The organism is Halomonas sp. ND22Bw, assembly GCF_003011945.1.
GTDB lineage: Bacteria > Pseudomonadota > Gammaproteobacteria > Pseudomonadales > Halomonadaceae > Halomonas > Halomonas halophila.
This window is the reverse complement of sequence record NZ_PXWD01000008.1, coordinates 145,381-165,767: the sequence shown is the minus strand read 5'-3', so window position 1 is coordinate 165,767 and position 20,387 is coordinate 145,381. Positions and strand designations below refer to the sequence as shown.

Annotated in this window: 19 protein-coding genes; 12 read left to right on the top strand and 7 right to left on the bottom strand. The window is 70.9% G+C overall.

Translation table 11 applies throughout. The features are described from left to right. The first annotated feature begins 120 nt into the window (after positions 1–120). The 3 genes from CVH10_RS12010 to CVH10_RS12000 are packed head-to-tail and all read left to right on the top strand — an operon-like array spanning position 121 to position 2,435. Complete coding sequence (locus CVH10_RS12010) at positions 121–768, top strand: hypothetical protein (protein WP_035596887.1); 648 nt, start codon at positions 121–123, stop codon at positions 766–768. Then, positions 765–1,508 carry a DUF3307 domain-containing protein gene (locus CVH10_RS12005; protein WP_106488800.1) on the top strand — a complete coding sequence of 248 codons (744 nt, stop codon included), beginning with the start codon at positions 765–767 and terminating at the stop codon, positions 1,506–1,508. Before CVH10_RS12010 ends, CVH10_RS12005 begins: the two co-directional genes overlap by 4 nt. Positions 1,509–1,511: 3 nt before the next feature. Next, entirely contained in the window at positions 1,512–2,435 is a 924-nt protein-coding gene (locus CVH10_RS12000; protein WP_181244397.1) for an N-acetylmuramoyl-L-alanine amidase, read from the top strand. Here CVH10_RS12000 and CVH10_RS11995 read toward each other — a convergent pair. Then, on the bottom strand, positions 2,342–2,989 hold the full coding sequence (locus CVH10_RS11995) for a helix-turn-helix domain-containing protein (RefSeq protein WP_035596813.1): 648 nt from the start codon (positions 2,987–2,989) through the stop codon (positions 2,342–2,344). The genes CVH10_RS12000 and CVH10_RS11995 overlap by 94 nt on opposite strands. 183 nt (positions 2,990–3,172) lie before the next feature. Between CVH10_RS11995 and CVH10_RS11990 the strand changes: the two genes are divergently transcribed. The 3 genes from CVH10_RS11990 to CVH10_RS11980 all read left to right on the top strand — a co-directional run bounded on the left by CVH10_RS11990 (position 3,173) and on the right by CVH10_RS11980 (position 6,012). Further along, entirely contained in the window at positions 3,173–4,399 is a 1,227-nt protein-coding gene (locus tag CVH10_RS11990) for a benzoate/H(+) symporter BenE family transporter (RefSeq protein WP_106488799.1), read from the top strand. Positions 4,400–4,507: 108 nt separating this feature from the next. After that, positions 4,508–5,104 (top strand): GNAT family N-acetyltransferase, encoded by a 597-nt coding sequence (locus CVH10_RS11985; RefSeq protein WP_035596807.1) that lies wholly within the window; start codon positions 4,508–4,510, stop codon positions 5,102–5,104. Further along, the gene (locus CVH10_RS11980) at positions 5,101–6,012 is read left to right on the top strand and encodes a carbon-nitrogen hydrolase family protein (protein ID WP_106488798.1); all 912 of its coding nucleotides are present in this window, start codon (positions 5,101–5,103) and stop codon (positions 6,010–6,012) included. The genes CVH10_RS11985 and CVH10_RS11980 overlap by 4 nt, the downstream gene beginning before the upstream one ends. 162 nt (positions 6,013–6,174) lie before the next feature. Here the strand turns inward: CVH10_RS11980 and CVH10_RS11975 are convergent, their stop codons facing one another. Beyond that, the gene (locus CVH10_RS11975) at positions 6,175–7,710 is read right to left on the bottom strand and encodes an acetyl-CoA hydrolase/transferase family protein (protein WP_181244396.1); all 1,536 of its coding nucleotides are present in this window, start codon (positions 7,708–7,710) and stop codon (positions 6,175–6,177) included. A 249-nt stretch (positions 7,711–7,959) separates the two neighbouring features. Here CVH10_RS11975 and CVH10_RS11970 point away from each other — a divergent pair, with 249 nt between their 5' ends. Together CVH10_RS11970 and CVH10_RS11965 are read left to right on the top strand one after the other, a co-directional pair. Then, positions 7,960–9,672, top strand: a complete 1,713-nt coding sequence (locus CVH10_RS11970; protein ID WP_035596800.1) for a proline--tRNA ligase — start codon at positions 7,960–7,962, stop codon at positions 9,670–9,672. Between the two features lie 139 nt (positions 9,673–9,811). Next, positions 9,812–10,363 (top strand): lytic transglycosylase domain-containing protein, encoded by a 552-nt coding sequence (locus tag CVH10_RS11965; RefSeq protein WP_106488797.1) that lies wholly within the window; start codon positions 9,812–9,814, stop codon positions 10,361–10,363. Between the two features lie 99 nt (positions 10,364–10,462). Here the strand turns inward: CVH10_RS11965 and ccoM are convergent, their stop codons facing one another. The 3 genes from ccoM to rfaH form a co-directional block, all read right to left on the bottom strand. Further along, entirely contained in the window at positions 10,463–10,582 is a 120-nt protein-coding gene (gene ccoM / locus CVH10_RS27245) for a cytochrome c oxidase subunit CcoM (protein ID WP_281288357.1), read from the bottom strand. Positions 10,583–10,901: 319 nt separating this feature from the next. Further along, positions 10,902–11,408 (bottom strand): peptidylprolyl isomerase, encoded by a 507-nt coding sequence (locus CVH10_RS11960; protein ID WP_106488796.1) that lies wholly within the window; start codon positions 11,406–11,408, stop codon positions 10,902–10,904. Between the two features lie 37 nt (positions 11,409–11,445). Next, positions 11,446–11,988, bottom strand: coding sequence for a transcription/translation regulatory transformer protein RfaH (gene rfaH / locus CVH10_RS11955; protein ID WP_035596791.1), 543 nt, complete (start codon positions 11,986–11,988; stop codon positions 11,446–11,448). Positions 11,989–12,137: 149 nt separating this feature from the next. Here rfaH and CVH10_RS11950 point away from each other — a divergent pair, with 149 nt between their 5' ends. Continuing rightward, on the top strand, positions 12,138–13,499 hold the full coding sequence (locus CVH10_RS11950) for an MFS transporter (protein ID WP_106488795.1): 1,362 nt from the start codon (positions 12,138–12,140) through the stop codon (positions 13,497–13,499). Between the two features lie 16 nt (positions 13,500–13,515). On the opposite strand, the gene CVH10_RS11945 is transcribed toward CVH10_RS11950, so the two are convergent. Together CVH10_RS11945 and CVH10_RS11940 are read right to left on the bottom strand one after the other, a co-directional pair. Further along, positions 13,516–15,360, bottom strand: a complete 1,845-nt coding sequence (locus tag CVH10_RS11945; protein ID WP_106488794.1) for an SEC-C domain-containing protein — start codon at positions 15,358–15,360, stop codon at positions 13,516–13,518. A 61-nt stretch (positions 15,361–15,421) separates the two neighbouring features. Beyond that, the gene (locus CVH10_RS11940) at positions 15,422–16,666 is read right to left on the bottom strand and encodes an AarF/ABC1/UbiB kinase family protein (protein ID WP_035596781.1); all 1,245 of its coding nucleotides are present in this window, start codon (positions 16,664–16,666) and stop codon (positions 15,422–15,424) included. 133 nt (positions 16,667–16,799) lie between these two features. Between CVH10_RS11940 and CVH10_RS11935 the strand changes: the two genes are divergently transcribed. The 3 genes from CVH10_RS11935 to CVH10_RS11925 all read left to right on the top strand — a co-directional run bounded on the left by CVH10_RS11935 (position 16,800) and on the right by CVH10_RS11925 (position 20,383). Beyond that, positions 16,800–18,797, top strand: a complete 1,998-nt coding sequence (locus CVH10_RS11935) for a DNA topoisomerase III (protein WP_106488793.1) — start codon at positions 16,800–16,802, stop codon at positions 18,795–18,797. Then, positions 18,794–19,714 (top strand): ketopantoate reductase family protein, encoded by a 921-nt coding sequence (locus tag CVH10_RS11930; RefSeq protein WP_106488792.1) that lies wholly within the window; start codon positions 18,794–18,796, stop codon positions 19,712–19,714. Before CVH10_RS11935 ends, CVH10_RS11930 begins: the two co-directional genes overlap by 4 nt. A 111-nt stretch (positions 19,715–19,825) precedes the next feature. Continuing rightward, positions 19,826–20,383, top strand: coding sequence for a hypothetical protein (locus tag CVH10_RS11925; protein WP_369335791.1), 558 nt, complete (start codon positions 19,826–19,828; stop codon positions 20,381–20,383). The last annotated feature ends 4 nt before the right edge of the window (positions 20,384–20,387 follow it).

The following is a 20,387-nucleotide window of genomic DNA, read 5'->3' as shown; positions in this document are numbered from 1 at the left end:
AGGCGTGAGGCGTGAGGCGTGAGGCGTGAGGCGCCTAAATATAGCCTTATGAGGCTATTACATTGAAAAATAGCCTCGAGAATCTATCCTGAGGCATGACCGCCGTCCTCGGGAGCCCCCATGGCCACACGCCTCGCCGTCATCACCGGCGACATCATCGACTCGCGCCGCCTCGAGGAGGGCCAGCGCCTTCATCAGGTGCTCGAGACGACCCTGACGGACCTCGCCGAGCGCCACGAGGGCGACTATCAGCGCTATCGCGGCGACGGCTTCCAGCTCGCCATCGCCCGGGCCGAGGCAGCACTGGAGGCGGCCGTGGCGCTGCGCGCCGCCCTGATCGCGCACTCCGAGACCGGACACCGCTGGGACGCCCGGCTCGCCGTCGCGGTGGGGCACGACGACTGGCGGCCCGGCCAGGCGCTGGCCTCCGCCGACGGCCCGGTCTTCGTCGCCTCCGGCCAGGCACTGGACGCGCTGGATGCGTCGGAGGCGCACCTCGCCCTGCGGCATACCGACGTCGATGAGGGCTCCTGCGAGGCACTGCTGGTACGCCATCTCGACGCCATGCTGGCCGACTGGTCGCCCCGCGCCGCCGAGGCGGTCGGCCTGCGACTGACCGAGGACCTCACCCAGCAGGCACTGGCCGAGCGGCTGGGCATTCGCCAGCCCAGCGTCCACAAGCGCCTGCGCGCCGCCCGCTGGCCCCTGCTGGCCGACACCCTGACGCATTTCCGCGCATCGCTCGCCGACGAGGAGGCGACGCCATGACCGCCATGGCCCTGACGACGCTGTTCGCCCTGATCATCGCTCACCTGGTGGGCGACTTCCTGCTCCAGCCTCGGCGCTGGGTCGAGGCGCGCCAGCGCGACAAGGCCCGTGCCGGCGTGCTCTACCTGCATGCCGGAGTGCACGGGCTGCTGGCCCTGGCGGTGCTGGTCGTCGCCGGCATCGATCCGCTCGCCGCCGCGGCCTGGTCGGTGACCATCGCCGCCAGCCACGCGCTGATCGACCTGGGCAAGGCGCACCTGGACCCGCGGCGGCTGTGCTGGTTCCTGCTCGATCAGGCGCTGCACCTGGCCGTGCTGGTCGGCGTCTGGCTGGCCTCGCTGGGCAGCCTGGCACCGCTCGCCGCGGCGGCCGACTGGCTGGCCCGCCCCGAGGTGATGGCGCACGGTCTCGCCTATCTGCTGGTCACCCGCCCCATGGCCATCGCCATCGCGCTGGCCATGCGCCCCTGGAGCGAGGAGGTCACCGACCCCGGCACCCTGGTCGCCGCCGGGGCTCGCATCGGCATGCTCGAACGGCTGCTGGTGCTGACCCTGGTGGTGCTCGACGAACTGACCGCGGTGGGCTTTCTGCTCACCGCCAAGTCGGTGCTGCGCTTCGGCGATCTGCGCGCCCGCCGCGACCGCAAGCTTACCGAGTACGTGCTGCTGGGCACCCTGCTCAGCGTCACCGCCACCCTGGCGCTGGGGCTGGCGGTGCGGCAGCTGCCCTGGACGGCCTGAGCCATGCGATTCGGGACACTGCCCTGCCTGTTGCTCGTCCTGCTGCTGAGCGGCTGCGCCGGTGGCCAACGCCCCGTCGAACCCACCGGCGTGACGATCGATGACAGCCATTCGTCCCGCGCCCACTCCAGCCGGGTGCGCTTTCTGGTGCTGCACTACACCGACGAGGACGAGGCGACCTCACTGGAGATTCTCACCGGGCCCCGCGTCAGCGCCCACTACTTGGTGCCGCGCCAGTCCGGCCGGGATCTCGGCGCGCCCCGGATCTATCGCCTGGTCGACGAGTCGCGCCGCGCCTGGCACGCCGGCGCCAGCGCCTGGGCGGGCCGCAGCCACCTCAACGACAGCTCGCTGGGCATCGAGCTGGTCAACGCCGGGCCGGATCGCACGCCCATCGAGACCGCCCCCACGGTAGCCTGGGCGCCCTTCCCCGACGACCAGATCACGGCGCTGATCGCCCTGCTCAGGGACCTGATCGCGCGCCACGACATCGCCCCCACCAACTTGCTCGGCCACGCCGAGATCGCGCCCACGCGCAAGATCGATCCGGGGCCGGCCTTTCCCTGGCGGCGCCTGTACGCGGCCGGCATCGGCACCTGGCCGCTGGAAGCCGACCTGGCCCGCTACCGTCGCCTCTTCGCCGCGGGCCCGCCGCCGCTCGCCACCCTGCAGCGGGCGCTGGCGGCCTGGGGCTATGCGGTCACACCGAGCGGCGAGTTCGATCGCGCGACCCGGGGCGCACTGCGAGCCTTCCAGATGCGCTATCGGCCCGCCGACCATCGCGGTCGGCCGGACGCCGACACTGCCGTTCGGCTGTGGGCGCTGCTCGCCCGCTACCGCCCCGAGGCGCTGTCCGATCCCGCGCTCGCCTCGCCGGGTTCCCTGTCAGCGGTGACACCCGGGGTGACGCCAGCGCCGCGGGGGTAGTGGATGACATCGTGGAAGCGCACCGGCCCCGACCCGGGGTTGCGATAGGCGTGGGGCCGGTCGGCGGCGAAGCGCAGCCCCTCGCCCGCCGTCAGACGCCGCCAGACGCCGTCCACCCGCACCTCCAGTTCGCCCTCGACCACCACCAGATGTTCGACCACGCCCGGGGCATGGGGCGCCGACTCGCTGACCGCGCCCGCGGCCAGGGTCCCCACCAGCAGCTCGAAGCCGAGCACGGGGTCAAAGGCGAACAGCGGCACCGCCGACATCCCGACGGCATCGCCCTCGGAGGCCGGCGCGGCCTGATGAGCGGCACCGGCCACGCCAGCATCCGGGGCGACGGCCTCGGGCTCGAACAGGCCCGAGAACGGCACGCGGAAGCCGCTGGCGATCTTCCACAGCGTTGCCACCGTGGGACTCGATTCGCCGCGCTCGATCTGGCCCAGCATGGCCTTGCTGACCCCGGTCTCCCGGGCGGTGCGATCGAGGCTCCAGGCCTCGGCGCGGCGCAGCGTCCTGAGCCGCTCGGCAATATGCTGCGAGATCTCCTGCATCGGCCTCTCCCGGTCGCGTTCCGACAGTTCTTGATAGATCGTTCTGATAGCTCGTTCGAATAGATGGAAGGCGCCATTGTAGCGCGGCCGCCGCGGCGTGCCTGCCCATTTGTGCGCTATAGCGCACGGTGCTAGGGTGGCGCCATCGTACGTTATAGCGCACACGCTTCCGGAGCCCCTGTCATGTCCACGCCAAGCCGGCCGACGCCGAGCCCCACCACCGCCGAGCGTTCCTCGCTGTGGCGCGACAGCAGCCTGTCGACCCTCACCGCCGGCTTCATCGCCGTGCTGATCGGCTATTCCAGCTCGGCGGCGATCATCGTTCAGGCCGCCGAGGCGGCCGGCGCCAGCCAGGCCGAGATCGGCTCCTGGCTGTGGGCGCTGGGCATCGGCTCCGGCGTCACCACCCTGGTCTTCTCGCTGCGCTATCGCATGCCGCTGCTCACCGCCTGGTCGACCCCGGGCGCGGCGCTGCTCGCCACCAGCCTGCCGGGGCTGCCCATGAGCGAGGCGATCGGGGCCTTCCTGTTCTCGTCGCTGCTGATCACCCTGTGCGGCGTGACCGGGCTGTTCGAGCGGCTGATGCACCGCCTGCCGCGGGCACTGGCCTCGGCCATGCTGGCCGGCGTGCTGCTGCGCTTCGGGCTCGATCTGGTGATGACCGTGGAGCACCGGCTGGTGCTGCCGCTGGCGATGGGGCTGACCTATCTGGTGACCAAGCGGCTGTGGCCGCGCTATGCCATCCCGCTGGTGCTGGCCGTGGGCGGCCTGGTGGCCCAGGCCCAGGGCCTGCTGGATCTGGGCGCCATCACCCCGGCGCTGGCGGTGCCGGCGTATACGGCGCCGAGCTTCGATCTCGGCACGCTGATCGGCGTCGGCATCCCATTGTTCGTGGTCACCATGGCCTCCCAGAACCTGCCCGGCGTGGCCGCCCTGCGCGCCGCCGGCTACCAGCCGCCGATCTCGCCGCTGGTCGGCGGCACCGGGCTCGCCGGCCTGGCGCTGGCGCCCTTCGGCGGCTTCGCGCTCAACCTGGCGGCAATCAGCGCCGCGGTCTGCCAGGGCCCGGAGGCCCATCGCGACCCGCAGCGACGCTACGCCGCCGGGGTCGCGGCGGGCGGCTTCTACCTGCTGCTGGGGCTGTTCGGCGCCACCGTGAGCTCGCTGTTCGCCGCGCTGCCCGGCGAGCTGGTGGTCGCCATCGCCGGCCTGGCACTGCTGCCGACCCTCGGCGCGTCGCTGGCCGACGCCCTGGGCGATGCCACCCAGCGAGACGCCGCCCTGCTCACCTTCCTGGTCACCGCTTCGGGCATCGCGCCGGGCGGCATCGGTTCGGCCTTCTGGGGCCTCGTGGCCGGCCTGGTCGCCCTGACCATCGGTCGCTGGCGCGCCGCGAGCAACGTCACCTGAGCCATGTCGCGCTCGGCACCGCTGGCGTCGCCGCCGCACTGCGTCAGCCCGGGCGCATCTGCTAGGGTGCCGCGACCCAATAACAATTTTCCTCCCTGGAGCAAGCCCATGGCGAACCCGACCCTATCCATCTGCCGGGGACGCGACATCACCCCGCACCTGCCAGCCCTGGCCCAGCTGCGCATCCGGGTCTTCCGTGACTTCCCCTATCTCTACGACGGCGACGAGGCCTACGAGGCCAGCTACCTCGAGCGCTACGCCGCCAACCCGGAAAGCTTCTTCGTGCTGGCCTTCGATGGCGACACCCTGGTCGGCGCGGCTACCGGCCAGCCGCTGGACGACGAGGTCGATGACTTCCGCGCGCCCTTCGAGGCCGCCGGCTACCGCCCCGAAGGCGTCTTCTACTACGGCGAGTCGGTGCTGCTGCCCGAATACCGCGGCCGCGGCATCGGCAAGGCCTTCATGGAGGCCCGCGAGAGCCACGCCGAAAGCGAGGGCTTCGGCCATGCGGCCTTCTGCGCCGTGGAACGCCCGATCGACCATCCGCTCAAGCCGGACGACTACCGGCCGCTGCACGACTTCTGGAACGCCTGGGGCTATCGCCGCACGCCGTCGCTCTCGACCACCTTCAGCTGGAAGGACATCGATGCCGACGAGGAGACCGCCAAGCCGATGATCTTCTGGCTCAAGGCCCTGGACTCATGAGCGAGAACCACCGCCCGACGGTGACCGTGGCGACCGCCCAGTATCCCATCGAGGCGTTCGCCGACTTCGCCGACTTCCAGGCCAAGGCCGCACGCTGGGTGCAGGATGCCGCCAGCCGCGGCGCCGAGCTGCTGGTGTTCCCCGAGTACGGCGCCATGGAGCTGGCCTCGCTGCTGCCAGAGGCCCAGCAGGGCGACCTGGCGGCCCAACTGCACGGCCTGCAGCCCTGGCGCGTGGCCTTCGTCGAGACCTGGCGTGAGCTTGCCCGCGCGCATGGCGTGACCCTGCTCGCTCCCTCCCTGCCCTGGCGGCTGGATGACGGTCGCTTCGTCAATCGCGCCTGGCTGTGCGGCCCGGACGGCGATCTGGGCCATCAGGACAAGCAGGTGATGACGCGCTTCGAGAACGACGAATGGGGCGTGGAAGCCGGCCACGGCCTCAGGGTCTTCGACACCCCGGCCGGGCGGCTGGGCGTGCTGATCTGCTACGACAGCGAGTTCCCGCTGCTGGCCCGGGCGCTGGTGGACGCCGGCGCCGAGCTGCTGCTGGTACCGAGCTGCACCGACACCGAGGCCGGCTTCCAGCGCGTGCGGCTCAGCGCCCAGGCCCGCGCCATCGAGCAGCAGGTGGCGATCGTGCACTCGCCCACGGTGGGCGAGGCGCTGTGGTCACCGGCGGTGGACATCAACATCGGCCGGGCCGGCGTCTACACGCCCTGCGACCACGGCTTCCCGCCCGACGGCGTGCTGACCCAGGCCCGGGACGCCACGCCGGGCTGGCAGCTGGCCCGCCTCGATCTGGCCGCGATCCGCGCCCTGCGCGACCACGGCCAGGTCAACAACCACGCCGACTGGTCCCTGCAGGACGCCTGCCTGGCCACGGGCGTCGCCCGTGAGTCTTTGGCCTAGCGTTTCATCCGCCCGCCTCCAGGCGCGGCGACAGCCGCTCGCGCCGCGCCATCAGGTCGTCGACGAAGGCGGCGACCTTGGAGGAACGCAGCCGGTGCTCCGGAAAGATCCGGTGGATGGCATCCAGCCGCGGCCACCCGGAGGAGGGATTCGCGCGCGGCGTCAGGCCGAGCGCGGCTCGACCTGCTCGATCAGCGAGCGCATGTGGCCGTCACGCTGGGCGGCCAGATGCCAGGACAGCGCCGATTCCAGGCAGTGCGGCGTGTGCCCGCCGCGCTCGCAGGCCCTGGCGAAGTAGTCGCGCAGCGCCGGGCGATAGCGCGGATCGGCGCAGCGCTCGATGATCACCTCGGCGCGCTCCCGCGGCGCCAGCCCCCTCAGGTCGGCCAGGCCGTGCTCGGAGACCAGGATATCGACGTCATGCTCGGTGTGGTCGACGTGGCTGGCGAAGGGCACGAAGCTCGACAGGTCCCCGCCCTTGGCCACCGACTTGGTGACGAACACCGACAGCTGGGCGTTGCGGGCGAAGTCGCCGGAGCCGCCGATGCCGTTCATCATCTTCGAGCCGTTCACGTGGGTGGAGTTGACGTTGCCGTAGATGTCGGCCTCCAGCGCGGTGTTGACGGCGATCACCCCGAGCCGGCGCACGATGCCCGGATGGTTGGAGAGCTCCTGGGGCCGCAGCACCAGGCGGTCGCGGTACTCGGCCAGGCGCGGCCAGACGCGCTCGCCGCAGGCCTCGGAGAGGGTGATCGAGCAGCCGGAGGCGAAATCGAGCTTGCCGGCGTCGAGCAGGTCGAAGGTGGAGTCCTGGAGCACCTCGGAGTACATGCTCAGGTGCTCGAAGGGCCCCTCGGCCAGGCCGCACATCACCGCGTTGGCCATGCTGCCGATGCCGGCCTGCAATGGCAGCAGCGACGGCGTCAGGCGCCCCGCCTCGACCTCGTCGGCGAAGAAGCCGATCAGGTGCTCGGCGATGCGCGCGGTATCGGCATCCGGCGGCAGCACGGTGGAGGGGCTGTCCTGGCCCTCGGTGACCACGATGGCGGCGATGCGTGACGGGTCGACGGGAATGGCGGTGGTGCCGATGCGCGAGTCCGGCGCCACCACCGGGATCGGCGGACGCGTCGGGCGCATGGCCGGCACGAAGATGTCGTGCATGCCCTCGAGCTCGGCGGGCGCGGCCAGGTTGAGCTCGACGATCACCCTGTCGGCCAGCAGCGCGTAGCTGGCCGAATTGCCCACCGAGGTGGTCGGCACGATGCCGCCGTCCTCGGTGATCGCGCAGGCCTCGACCACCGCCACGTCCAGATCGGCGAGCTGGTGGTTGCGCAACAGCTCGACGGTCTCGGACAGATGCTGGTCCATGAACATCACCCGCCCGTCGTTGATCGCCCGGCGCAGGGTGGTATCCACCTGGAACGGCATGCGCCGCGCCAGCACGTTGGCCTCGGTGAGCAGGCGGTCCAGGTCGTTGCCGAGCGACGCCCCGGTCATCAGGGTGATCGACAGCGGATCGCGGGCGGCCCGCTCGGCCAGCGCCAGCGGCACCGCCTTGGCTTCGCCGGCCCGGGTGAAACCGCTCATCCCGACCGTCATGCCATCCTCGATCAGCGCCGCGGCCTGTTCGGCCGAACGGAGCCTGTCATGCCATTGCGGCCAGCGGCAGCGCTGCCGGATGCGATCGTCGTCGTACACGCCTGCAATCTCCTCGTCGGTGGGGAAGGAACCGTCGGAAGCGACCGGCGGCCTAGCTTAATCATTTCACGCTAATAGATTGCCAGCTACACATGTCCGCCCGCCTTCGACCAAAGGCGTAGCCGCGCCGGCGCCTCGCGTCGCTTTTGCCGCCACTCGCGCTTGGTCGTACAATGCCGTTCAATTCGGGCCGCTCATATCCGGTCGGCCCCCCCCTCTATATGACGCTTTCGAGGATATCCGCGACCCATGCGCGCCACGCAACTGTTGATCTCCACCCTCAAGGAAACGCCCGCCGACGCCGAAGTGGTCAGCCATCAGCTGATGCTGCGCGCGGGGATGATCCGCCGCCTGACCTCGGGGCTCTACACCTGGCTGCCGCTGGGCCTTCGCACCCTGCGCAAGGTCGAGCGCATCGTCCGCGAGGAGATGGATCGCGCCGGTGGCCAGGAAGTGCTGATGCCGGCCGTGCAGCCCGCCGAGCTGTGGCAGGAATCCGGCCGTTGGGACCAGTACGGGCCCGAGCTGCTGCGCCTCAAGGACCGCCACGAGCGCGACTACTGCGTCGGGCCGACCCACGAGGAAGTGATCACCGACCTGGTGCGCCGCGAGATCGCCAGCTACAAGCAGCTGCCGTCGAACTTCTATCAGATCCAGACCAAGTTCCGCGACGAGATCCGCCCGCGCTTCGGCGTGATGCGCTCCCGCGAGTTCGTGATGAAGGACGCCTACTCCTTCCACATCGACGAAGCCTCGCTGATGGACACCTATCAGGTGATGTACGACACCTACGTGCGCATCTTCACCCGCCTGGGGCTCGACTTCCGCCCGGTGATCGCCGACAACGGCTCCATCGGCGGCACCGGCTCCCACGAGTTCCACGTGCTGGCCGACTCCGGCGAGGACGACATCGTGTTCTCCACCGAGTCCGACTACGCCGCCAACATGGAGAAGGCCGAAGCGCTGGCGCCCCAAGGCGAGCGCGCCGCCCCGAGCGAGGAGCTGCGCCTGGTCGACACGCCGGATGCCAAGACCATCGCCGCGCTGGTCGAGCAGCACGGCCTGCCGATCGAGAAGACCATCAAGACGCTGATGGTGCACGCCACCGAGGGCGGCCTGATCGCGCTGCTGGTGCGCGGCGACCACGAGCTCAACGAGGTCAAGGCCGAGAACCTGCCCGAGGTGGCGAGCCCGCTGACCATGGGCACCGAGGAAGAGATCCGCGCGGCGGCCGGCGCCGGCCCCGGCTCGCTGGGCCCGGTGAACCTCGACATGCCGGTCGTCATCGACCGCAGCGTGGCGATGATGAGCGACTTCGGCGCCGGCGCCAACGTCGACGGCAAGCACTACTTCGGCATCAACTGGGAGCGCGACCTGCCGCTGCCCAAGGTCGCCGACCTGCGCAACGTGGTCGAGGGCGATCCTTCCCCGGACGGCCAGGGCACGCTGTCGATCAAGCGCGGCATCGAGGTCGGGCACGTCTTCCAGCTGGGCCAGAAGTACAGCGAAGCGATGAATGCCACCGTACTGGACGCCAACGGCAAGGCCGCGCACCCCTGGATGGGCTGTTACGGTATCGGGGTAAGCCGGGTCGTGGCCGCCGCCATCGAGCAGAACCATGACGACGGCGGCATCATCTGGCCGGACGCCATCGCGCCCTTCCACGTCACCGTGGTGCCGATGAACGCTCACAAGTCGCAGCGCGTGCGCGAGGAAAGCGAGCGTCTCTATCAGGAGCTCAGCGCCGCCGGCTTCGACGTGCTGCTCGACGATCGCGACCTGCGCCCCGGCGTGCGTTTCGCCGACCAGGAACTGATGGGCATTCCCCATCGCCTGGTGGTCGGCGACCGCGGGCTGGACAAGGGTGAACTGGAGTACAAGGGACGCCGTGACAGCGACGCCACCATGGTCCCCGCCGGGGACATCCTCGCCTTCCTGCGCGAGAAGATCGACGCCCGGTAAGCGGCGTCTGACGGCCGCCCTGGCGGCGGCCGCCTCCCTGCTGCTGGCGACGCCGCTCGCCGCCCAGCCGCTCGAGGGCCCGACGGGCAGCGACTTCCTCGATGCCCTCTCCGCGCGCCCGGTCCTGGACCGGGCGCCGGTGGTTCAGGCCCTGCCGCCGCCCCCCGCCACGCTGCGCCCGACCCTGGACGGCGCCCGGCAGACGCCGCGCTCGCCCGCCGAGGTGTGGGCGGCCCGCCAGTGGATCAACGACATGGCACCGCGCCTGGCGCGCTACGTGCCCGATGCCGATCGTCGCCAGACGCTGCTGGCCCGCATCCATCAGGAGGCGAGCCTGGCCGGCCTCCCGCCTTCGCTGGTGCTGTCGGTCATTCAGGTCGAGAGCGCCTTCCGCGCCGAGGCGGTATCCTCGGCCGGCGCCGTGGGGCTGATGCAGATCATGCCGTTCTGGATCCGGGAGCTCGGGCTGCCCGCCGACGACCTCAAGGACCCCATCCGCAACCTGCGCTACGGCTGCACGATACTGGCCCACTACCTGGCGGTGGAGGACGGCGATCTCACCCGCGCCCTGGCCCGCTACAACGGCAGCCTGGGCAGGACCTGGTATCCCGAGCGAGTGATGCGCGCCCTGGCCCGACGCTGGACGCCCGCGGCGCCCGGCCTGCCGGAACGCCTGACCGCCGACCGTTGAGCAAGCCTCTCCCCGGACGACGCACAAAAAAAAGCCGGCCCCGAAGGGTCGGCCTAGTGGGGGGAATCCCCCCTCCCCTGACGACGGTGGAACGGTGGATCAGCGCTTCTTGTTGCGACGATGGTGGTCGCGGATGACGAAGGCAATCCAGCCGCCCATGAAGGCGATCATCATGCCGACGGTGGCAAGCCCGAAGATCACGGCATCATCCCAGTACATGGTGCTTGCCTCCCGTCGCGATGTGATGACTCCACTCTAGCGACCCGACACGGGCGATACGCTGATCTGCGTCAAGTGCGCCGCCCGGTGCGCACCTGCCGGCCGCACGGGCTTGATCCAGGTCAGTTCCACGACCGCACGACGTACCCGAGGAAAGATCATCGGCCCCGGAAACGGTGCCGCATCGCGCTGAAGGGCAGCAAGAAGGGAGGACGGGAGGAAGGAAGACAGGGCGGGAGAGAAAGACAGGGCGGGAGAGAAAGAGGGGAACACGCGGCCACGCCGATGAGGACGCGGCCGGCGCTCTCGGGTCAAACGCTCAGATCACCTTCTTGTCTTCCACCTGGTCCGGCGTGGTGCCTGGCGGCAGCGGATGGCCCTTGGCCAGCTCGGCACGAGTGGCCTCGCGCACCTCCAGTACCTCAAGCCGATAGTGCAGGGTGCGTCCGGCCAGCGGATGATTGGTATCGATCCGCACGCCGTCGTCGCGCACCTCGAGCACGGTGACGATCTCCGGGCCGTCGTCGCCACGGGTCTGGAAGCGCATGCCCGGGGCAAGGTCGGGCACCGGGAAGGCATCGCGGCCGACCTCGCGCACCAGCGCCTCGTCGCGCCGACCGTAGGCCTCGTCGGGGGCCAGGGTCACCTCGATCTCGGCGCCGGCCTCGCTGCCGGCCAGGGCGCGCTCCAGCCCGGCCATCAGGTTATCGTGGCCGTGCAGGTATTCGAGCGGTTTCTGACGGGCACGGGAATCGTCGAGGATCTGGCCGTCCTCGTCGCTCAGCACGTAGTGCAGGATCACGACCCGCTGGGGGGCGATGGTCATGGGACCTCCGGTACGGGGAAATGAAAGGAGAATCGTATCAGTCGCGGCGGCGCAGCCGGGAGACGGGCATTTCCAGGCGCTGCTGCTGATGCAGCATGTTGAGCAGCACGATGGCGCGCTCCTCGCCCTTGTGACTGGCGAAGACCGCCTGGAGGTCCTTGAACGGCCCCTCGGTGATCTCCACCGTCTCGCCGGCGCGGAAATAGACGTGAGCGACGTCGTCGTCATCCTGGCTGGCCTGGCGGCGCAGGGCCTCGATCAGCCCGTCACCGACCGCCACCGGCATCTCGCCGCCGAAGGTCACGAGCTTGAGCACGCCCCGCGTCGAGCGGATCGGTCGCCAGTTGCTGACCAGCCGGTCGAGGCGGATGAACAGGTAATAGGGGAAGAGCGGCTCGCTCACCCATTCGAGCTTGCCTCGGCGCTTCTTCTGCACTTCTAGAACAGGATGGAAGACCTCGTAGCCCTGGTTGCCCAGATGCTCGGCGGCCCGGAAGGACTCGCCGCCCTTGCACTGGATCGCATACCAGCGCGGCACCGCGTCCTCGGCGCCCTCGAGAGAAAGGTCGTCATCTCGCATGTCGTCGATCGTCTCTGGCTGGTGTCGGCGCCGGGGCTCTGCAACAATCGGCGGCGCGCGCCGCCGGCGTCACCGGGCCCCGTCGAGGGCGACATCTTAGCATCGATGGCCCGGCGCGTGACCTGACCCATCGCAAGGAGAGCCCCGCCATGCCGACCCCCACCGCGCACCGCAGCTGGCGCAGCGCCCTGTCGGTCTATCTGCGCGCCCCGGTACTGACAATGCTGTTCCTGGGCTTCTCGGCGGGCCTGCCCTTCCTGCTGGTGTTCTCCACTCTCTCGGCCTGGCTGCGCAGCGACGGCGTCGAGGTGGCGGCGATCGGCTTCTTCGCCTGGATCGGCATCCTCTACTCGATCAAGTTCTTCTGGGCGCCGGTGGTCGACCGCCTGGCGCTGCCCGGCCTGACCCGCTGGCTCGGCCAGCGCCGCGGCTGGATGCTGCTGGCCCAGGCGATGATCGCCGCAGGACTGGCGGGGCTGTCGAGTCTCGATCCGCCGAACCAGCTGCCGCTGGTGGCGCTGTTCGCGCTGCTGGTGGCCTTCGGCTCGGCGACCCAGGACATTTCCATCGACGCCTTTCGCATCGAGTCGGCGCCGGAGGATCTGCAGGCGGCCATGGCCTCGACCTATATCATCGGCTATCGCGGCGGGCTGATCGCCGCCGGGGCGGGAGCGCTCTACCTGGCCTCGCTGGTGTCCTGGCACGTCGCCTACCTGGCGATGGCGGCGCTGATGGCAGTGGGCATGCTGACGGTGCTGGTGCGCCCGGAGCCCGAACGCCAGGCGCTCGCCACCCAGCTGATCCACGAGCCACGGGTACGGGCCTTCCTGCGTGCCAGCCGCGGCCGACCGGCCTGGCTGCGCCGCCTGGGCGCCTGGGTGATCGGCGCGGTAGTCTGCCCGTTCACCGACTTCTTCGGCCGGCACGGGCTCAAGGCGCTATGGCTACTGGCCTTCGTGGCGGTGTTCCGGATCAGCGACCTGGCCATGGCGTCCATGGCCAATCCGCTCTACATCGACCTGGGCTTCAGCCTGGAGGCCATCGCCAACGTGACCAACGTGTTCGGCATCGCCATGAGCATCGGCGGCGGTCTGCTGGGCGGCCTGCTGGTGGCACGCTACGGCGTGGGGCCGATCCTGATCCTCGGCGCCACCGCCACCGCCCTGACCAACCTGCTGTTCGTGGCCCTCTCGCTGGCCGGCGACAGCCTGCCGATGCTGGTGGTCACCATCGTCGGCGACAACCTCTCCAACGGGCTGGCCAGCGCGGTATTCATCGCCTTCCTCTCGGGGCTGACCTCACGCGCCTACACCGCCACCCAGTACGCACTGTTCTCCTCGCTGATGACCCTGCCCGGCAAGTTCCTGAGCGGCTTCGGCGGCCTGGTGGTCGAAGCCCACGGCTATGCGGACTTCTTCCTGGCGGCCTCGGTACTGGGTCTGCCGGCCATCGCGCTGGCGGTCTGGGTCAGCCGAGACCGTCGTCTGGCGCCGGCGCCGACGACGGCCTGAGGCCGATTGCGCCCGCTCAGTCCAGCCGACCGGCGAGCCACTCCAGCGCCCCCGGGGTGGCCCGCCACTGGTCGCGCATCAGGGTGCGGTACTGCCAGGCCTCGGCCCGCGAGCCGGGTGCCGCGGTGCCGTCGCCCGACGGGCTGGGCGGACGCGGGTTCTCGGCGCAAAGCAGCGCCAGGGCGTGCCCGTTGTGGCGCTGCGCGACATCCAGGGCCTCGATGGCCTCGTCGACGCGATCCAGGCGGTACAATGCCAGCACGCGCCCCATCAGCAGCCCCAGCACCGCCTCGTCCTCGGACGGCTTGGCCAGCGCCGACTCGCTGAGCGCGAGGGCCTCGGTATCGCGACCCTCGCGCAGCAGCTGGTCGAGCACCAGTTCGCGCAGCCCCAGGCTGTCACGGTCGTCCAGCTCGAGCAGCCGCTCGGCCAGGCGCCGGGAGCGCTGCCGTGCACCGCGTTCCATGCCCACCACCAGCGCCAGGCCGGTGCGCAACAGCACCGCGTTGTCGGCGGCGTCCCAGCCCAGTGCCGCCTCGCCGGCGGACTGCTGGCTCGCCTCTCTCGCCTCTCTCGCCTGCTCCAGCCAGTCCTCCAGGCGCGCGGACAGCGGCTCGAAGAGGCTCGGCGCCATCCACGGCAGGCTGCCGAAGCGGCTCGTCATCGCCAGCGCCAGCGACTGCACCACCGCCGGCGAATCGAGCCACTCGGGGTGGGCGCACAGCGCCGGCAGCCACTCGCCGGCGGCCTGCCAGGGATCGTCGTCGAAGCCCAGCGGCGCCTCGTTCTCGACCTCGGCGGGGAACACCGCGCGGAAGGCGGCATAGAGGGTGTCTTCCCGGGCACTGCGGTGATAGGCCAGCTGGCCCTCCTCGACGCGCAGGTCAAGCCGAGGCGCCCCGTCCAGCGACTCGAGCAACGCCTGCAGCGCCACCAGCGGCTCGGCCAGGTCCTCCTCGGCGTTGAGCAGCTGCTCGGCCAGGGTGGCGCCGGGATTGTCGGCCAGGTCGGAAAGGAACTGCAGCTGGTCGGGGTCAAGCTCACCCTGGCGGGACAGGCGGCGGAACCAGAAGCTCGAACGTTCCCGGGCCTCTTCCTCGTGCCCTTCGTGCAGCAGCAGCATGGCCTCGATGTAGGCCAGGGTCGGCGAGTCCGGCAACGCCTGCTGGGCCCGCACGAAGGCGGCCCGGGCGCTGTCCAGGTCGTCGTTGTCCAGATGCATCAGGCACAGCCGCTCAAGCGCCACGCCGCGCAGGAACAGCGGGCCGCGATCGAGCACCGCATCGAGCAGCGCCTCGCGCTTGCGATGGAAACCTCGCTCCTGATAGAGATCGACCAGGATCTCGAAGGCCGGCTCGGCCTGCTCCGGCAGGCGCGACCAGTCGGCGGTCTCGAACAGCGATTCGAGGATCTGCTGGGCGCGACCGCGCTGGCCGGATTCGGCGGCGATCAGCCCGGCCTCGAGCAGCGCCTGGGCAGGCGCCTTGCCGCTGGCCAGCGCGGCCTTGAGGGTATCGCCCTTCCACTCGCGCAGCGACAGCATCCACATCAGGTGATCGGGCACCTCGCCCGGCAGGCTGACGGCGCCGCAGCAGCGCTTGGTCTTGCGCCCTGAGTCGCACCAGCAGGGCTCGTTGCGCCCCGGGCGGGCCAGCGCCTCGCACTCGAAGTCCAGCCGCGCCAGCGGGGTCTGCGACCACAGCTCCGGAGCCAGCGCCTGGGCCATGGCCGGGTCCCCGGTGAGCTTGGGACCTTCCTCGCGCGCCCAGGCCATCAGCGTCGGATAACGCTCGTCTTCGCGAATCGCCTTGAGGGCGCCCGAGGCGAACCCCAGCAGCTGTTCTACCCATACCGCCAGCATGGCCGTCTCCCCTGCCGAAAAACCGCACAGTCTACCAGCCGCGGGCCGGGCTGGCAGCCGCTCACCGCGACACCTGCGCGAAGAGGGGCCGTACCCGGGCATCCATGTCCAGCCGCGCGCCGAGGCGCACCAGGTTCCAGTAGTGGCCGTTCAGGGTACGCGACAGCAGCAGGGTGTCCGCCGGCGGCTGCAGGCGATCCATGGCCGCCCACACCCGCGGGCTCAGCTCGCGCAGCCGGCGGTGCACGCGTACGTCGCCGAAGTCCTGGACGCCGGGGGCGAACAGCGGACCCACGGCCTCGGCGGCCTCGCGGTAGAGCGCCAGGGGCGCGCCCTCGCCCTGGCGACCGCCCAGCTCGAGCATCGCCGCATCCATGGCCATGGGGTCCGCGGCCAGGGTGGCCTCGAGCAGGCGCATCATCGCCGACAGCCGCTCGCGAGGCACCGGGATGACGGCGCCGAAGTCATAGATCACCAGCCGACCCTCGTCATCGGCGGCGAAGTTGCCGGCATGGGGGTCGGCGTGCAGTTCGCCGAAGGTGAACAGCTCCTCGGTCAGCCAGTCGGCCAGGGTCGTGGCCACCCGCTGACGCACGGCGTCGTCGGCATCCTCCAGCTCGCGCAGCGGCGTGCCCGCCACGTGGCGCATCGCCAGCACATGGGGCCCGCAGAGATCGGTCAGCGGCTCGGGGATCACCAGCGAGTCGAGATGCGCATAGCGCGCCCGGTAACCCGCCAGGTGCTCGGCCTCGGCCCGGTAGTCCAGCTCGTCGCGCAGGCCGGCGGCGAGCTCCTCGAACAGCGCATCGAGGCGCGCCTGGGGCACCTTGAACCAGCGTCCCAGACGCATCAGGCGACGCAGCTGGGCGAGATCGCCCTCCAGCACCTCGGCGAGGCCGGGGTACTGCACCTTGAGCACCACCGTCTCGCCATCTCGGGTCACCGCCCGGTGCACCTGGCCCATGGAGGCACTGGCGAAGGGCGCGGTCTCGACCTCGGCGAAGACCGCCTCCAGGTCGCCGTACTGCGCCTCGAGCGTGCCCTGAATGGACTCCCAGGGCATCGGCGTGGCCTGGCGCTGCAGCCGGGCCAGCTCGTCGGCCAGCTCCGGCGGCAGCAGATCATCCCACTGGGACATCACCTGGGCCAGCTTCATGGCCGGCCCCTTGAGCTCGGAGAGCCCCTCGAACAGCGCCTCGCCGAGGGCACGCCAGTCGGCCTGCCCGCCCAGTCGGGTACGCAGCAGTGCCCCACCGGTACGAGTGCCCAGGCCCAGCAGGCGCCGTGTGCGGCCGCGTTCGCGCATCTATCACGCCCTCCGATAAAGTGTGACAAGCATTGTACAGCGTCGCCCCATCTTACCCCTGGCGGCCCGTGGTAAATACTGTAAGAATTCCCATACTTTCTTCCATCGACCGTGATGCCGACGACGAGGACCCATGCGCCTGATCATCGCCGAGAAGCCGAGCCTGGCCCGGGCCATCGCCGACGCCCTGCCCGCCGCCGTTCGCCGCGAGGACGGCGCCCTGGTGGCCGGCGATACCACGGTCACCTGGTGCCTCGGCCACCTGCTGGAACAGGCCCCGCCCGAGGCCTACGATCCCGCCCTCAAGAGCTGGCGGCTCGATACCCTGCCGATCCTGCCCGAGCAGTGGAAACTCGCCCCGCGGCCCAAGGCCAGGGGGCAGATCGCGGTGATCCGCCGGCTGCTCAAGCAGGCCGGCGAGGTCGTGCACGCCGGCGATCCCGACCGCGAGGGCCAGCTGCTGGTACAGGAGGTCATCGAGCACCTGGGCTGGAAGGGGCCGGTGTCGCGACTGCTGGTCAGCGACCTCAACGCCCCGGCCGTGAAACGCGCGCTATCGCGGCTGGAGGACAACGCCCGCTACGCGCCGCTCTACCGCGCCGCCCAGGCCCGTTCCCGGGCCGACTGGCTGTACGGCATCAACCTGACCCGCGCCTGGACGCTGATCGGCCGACAGGCGGGGAACGATGGCGTGCTCTCGGTGGGCCGGGTGCAGACGCCGGTGCTGGGCCTGGTGGTACGCCGCGACGCCGAGATCCGCGACTTCACGCCCAAGCCCTTCTACGTGCTGTGGGCCGATCTGGCGGTTTCCCGCGGCCGCCTGAGGGCCTGGTGGGCGCCCGGTGAGGGGCATCTGCTGGACGATCAGGGACGACTGCTCGAACGCGCCCCGGCGGCCGCGCTGGCCGAGCGACTGCCCGGCGCCGAGGGCCGGCTGACCAAGCTCGAGCGCCGCGACAAGCGCCAGGCCGCGCCCCTGCCCTACTCGCTGTCGGCGCTGCAGGTCGACGCCGCCCGCCGCCACGGGCTCTCGGCCAAGGCGGTGCTGGACATCTGTCAGCGCCTCTACGAGCGCCACCAGCTGATCACCTATCCGCGCTCGGACTGCCGCTACCTGCCCGAGGAGCACTTCGCCGGAGCCCGCCGCACCCTCGAGGGCGCCTGCGCCGGCGACGACACCCTGCGCGGCTGGCTCGCCGGCGCCGACTTTTCGAAGCGCTCCAAGGCCTGGAACGACAAGCAGGTCGGCGCCCACCATGCCCTCGCGCCCACTGGCAAGACCGCCGATCCGGCGACGCTCTCGCGCCAGGAGGCCGACGTCTTCCGGCTGATCGCGCGCAACGTGCTGGCCCAGTTCTATCCTGCGCTCTCGACCCGCGAGGTGAAGGCCGAGTTCACCATCATCGGTGAGCTGTTCCGCGCCCGCGGCCAGGAGATCCTCGATCCCGGCTGGAAGCCGCTGTTCACCACCCGCGACGAGGCCCCGCCGCTGCCGCCGCTCGACGAGGGCGAGGCTTGCCGCGTCGAGGACGCCGGCGTGGAGGACCGCGAGACCCGCCCGCCGGAGCCCTTCACCGACGCCAGCCTGATCAAGGCGATGATGAACATCGCCCGCTACGTGGACGACCCGGAGGTTCGCCGCACCCTGCGCGACGCCGATGGCCTGGGCACCGAGGCCACCCGCGCCGGCATCCTCGAGACCCTGGAGACCCGCGGCTATCTGGTACGCGAAGGCAAGGCCCTGCGCGCCACCCGCCTGGGCGACGCCCTGATCGCCTCGCTGCCCGAGGCCGTGAGCCGCCCCGAGCGCACCGCCCTGTGGGAGCAGCGGCTCTCCGCCATCGCCGAGGCCGGCGACGCCCCGGCGCCCTTCCTCGACGCCCTCGTCACCGACCTGCGCGAGCTGCTCGGCCGCGCCGACGCCGGCCGCCTGCGCCAGTCTCTGGCCAATGCGCGAGGCGCCGAACCGGCGGCTCGCTCGGGCAGGTCGGGTGGCAAGGCGCGACGCGGCACAGGAAGCCGGAGCGCCAGCAAGGGCGGTGGCAAGGGCACCGGCCGAGGCGGCGCCGGCAAGGCCGCGAAAGGCGCCAAGGCCGGCACCGCCCGACGCAAGCGGAGCACGTCCTCATGAACACGCTGATCCTCGGGCCTGGCGCCGTCGGGCGGTTACTGGCGCTGCACCTGGCCGCCACGATGTCCGTCACCCTGATCGGCCGCCGCGAGCTGCCGCGCTGTCAGACCCTGACCACCCCGAGCGGCGAAACGCTCTCGCACGAGCTCGACAGCGTCACGCCCGCGACGCTGCCCGACGGACTCGCCGAACGCGCCGATATCGTGCACCTGACCACCAAGGCCTACGCCGCCGAGGCCGCCTTCGAGGCGATCGCTCCGCGGCTCGCCCCGGACACGCCGCTGGTGCTGTGGCAGAACGGCTACGGCGTTCAGCCGCGCCTGAGCGAGCGCTGGTCGGGCCCGGTGCTGTGCGCCAGCACCACCGAGGGCGCGTATCCCGACGGCGATGCCGGCGTGGTGCATGCCGGCCGCGGGCAGACGGTGATCGGCGATCTCGCCGGCCGCCACACCCGGCTGGCCGAAGACATCGCGGCAGGCCTCGGCACGGCGGGGCTGACCACCGTCGCGGTGGACGATATCCGCGTGAGGCTGTGGCACAAGCTTGCCGTCAATGCCGCCATCAACCCGCTGGTCGCCCGCTTCCGGATCCGCAACGGCCAGCTGCGTGATCGCCCCTTCCGGCCCATGGTCGAGGCCGTGATCGAGGAAGTCTCGGCGGTGATGGCCGCCGAGGCCATTCCGGCCCCGGCGGCCGGCTGGTCGGCGCGGGTGTGGTCGGTGGTGTCGTCGACCGCCAACAATCGCGCCTCGATGCTTCAGGACGTGCAGGCCGGCCGGCCCACCGAGCACGAGGCCATTCTCGGCCCGCTGCTGGCGGCCGGGCGCCGCCACGGCCTGGCGACGCCGGCGCTGGCGGGACTCCACGCCCGGCTGGCCGAGACCGATTCCGTGTCCGGCTCCGTCGCCCGACAGTGACGCATCGCCTGGCCGTCTCGGGTGTCACCTGCTAGCCTCATTCTGGTAACGATACCCGACGGGCACCCTCTCCAGGCCTGAGCGATGAAGATCCCGAGTCCATGGCGGTCGATGCTGATCGCCCTGCTGCTGCTCCCCACCCTGAGCGCCACCCCTGCGCTGGCAGGCGCCGACGAGCCTGCCTACGCGGGTGACGACACCGCCCTCGCTCGCCTCGACAACGGGGTGCAGCTGCTGGGCGGCAACGTCCAGAGCCCCGATGGCGTGACATCGGGCTTCCGTCTCACCGCCGGCCTGTCGCCACACGATCTGCCGAGCTTCGACTTCGGCGCCGAGATTCGCTATCGGGAAAGCAACGACGTCCCCGTGACCGGTGCGACCCGCGACACCCTGCTCGATACCACCAGCCTCGGCGGCAGCCTGCTGGCCGGCGTGCGCTTCGGTGCCTTCGGTCTCTACGCCAAGTCGGGCCTCGCCGGCTGGCAGGGCAAGGCGGCCAGCGGCCACGCCCCCGAGCTCTCCCAGGGCGGCATGACGCGGGTCAACGGCTTCGGTGCACGGCTCGACTTCGACAACGACTGGGTCAGCCGCCTGGAGGTCGAGCGCGTCGACGACCCCGCGCTCGAACACCTCAACATGATCACCGCCTCGGTGCATCTGCCCTTCTAGCCTG